This is a genomic window from Micromonospora sp. R311, assembly GCF_056780015.1.
Window position 1 is genome coordinate 1 of record NZ_JBSWCE010000125.1, and the last position, 535, is coordinate 535.

General features: G+C 68.8%; 2 protein-coding genes. Both read left to right on the forward strand.

All coding sequences use genetic code 11. The features are described 5' to 3' along the window. Positions 1 to 312: transposase (locus AC1WTP_RS34480; RefSeq protein ID WP_481653387.1), on the forward strand; the 312-nt coding region annotated here is incomplete at its 5' end. Further along, a partial coding sequence (locus AC1WTP_RS34485; RefSeq protein WP_481653388.1) for an IS3 family transposase occupies positions 309 to 535 on the forward strand: 227 nt, incomplete at its 3' end. The genes AC1WTP_RS34480 and AC1WTP_RS34485, both read left to right, overlap by 4 nt.

The following is a 535-nucleotide window of genomic DNA, read 5'->3' on the forward strand; positions in this document are numbered from 1 at the left end:
GCACCGAAGAAGTACAACGATGAGCTGCGTGAGCGTGCGACTCGATTGGCGGTCGAGGCCCGTCGGGATCCGGTGTCCGCGGTCGGCGCGATCCGTCGGATCGCTGGTCAGCTCGGGGTTCATCCGGAGGCGTTGCGCACGTGGGTGAAGAAGGCCGAGACTGATGCCGGCGACCGGGCGGGCACCACCAGCAGCGACGCGGAACGCCTCGCCGCGTTGGAGCGGGAGGTGCGTGAGCTGCGGCGGGCGAACCAGATCCTGAAGTCCGCGGCGTCTTTCTTCGCGGCGGAGTTGGACCGTCCGTCGCGATGAAGGTCGAGTTCGTCGACTCCCAGCGGGAGCGACACGGTGTCCAGCCGGTCCTGCAGGCGCTCGAAGGCACGCCGGCACAGATCGCACCGTCGACCTACTACGCCGCCAAGACCCGCCCCGTCAGCGCCCGCTCCCGACGCGATGAGGAGCTGACCGCGGTGATCGAGCGGATCCACGCGGAGAACTACGGCGTCTACGGGGCCCGCAAGATCTGGCACGAGCT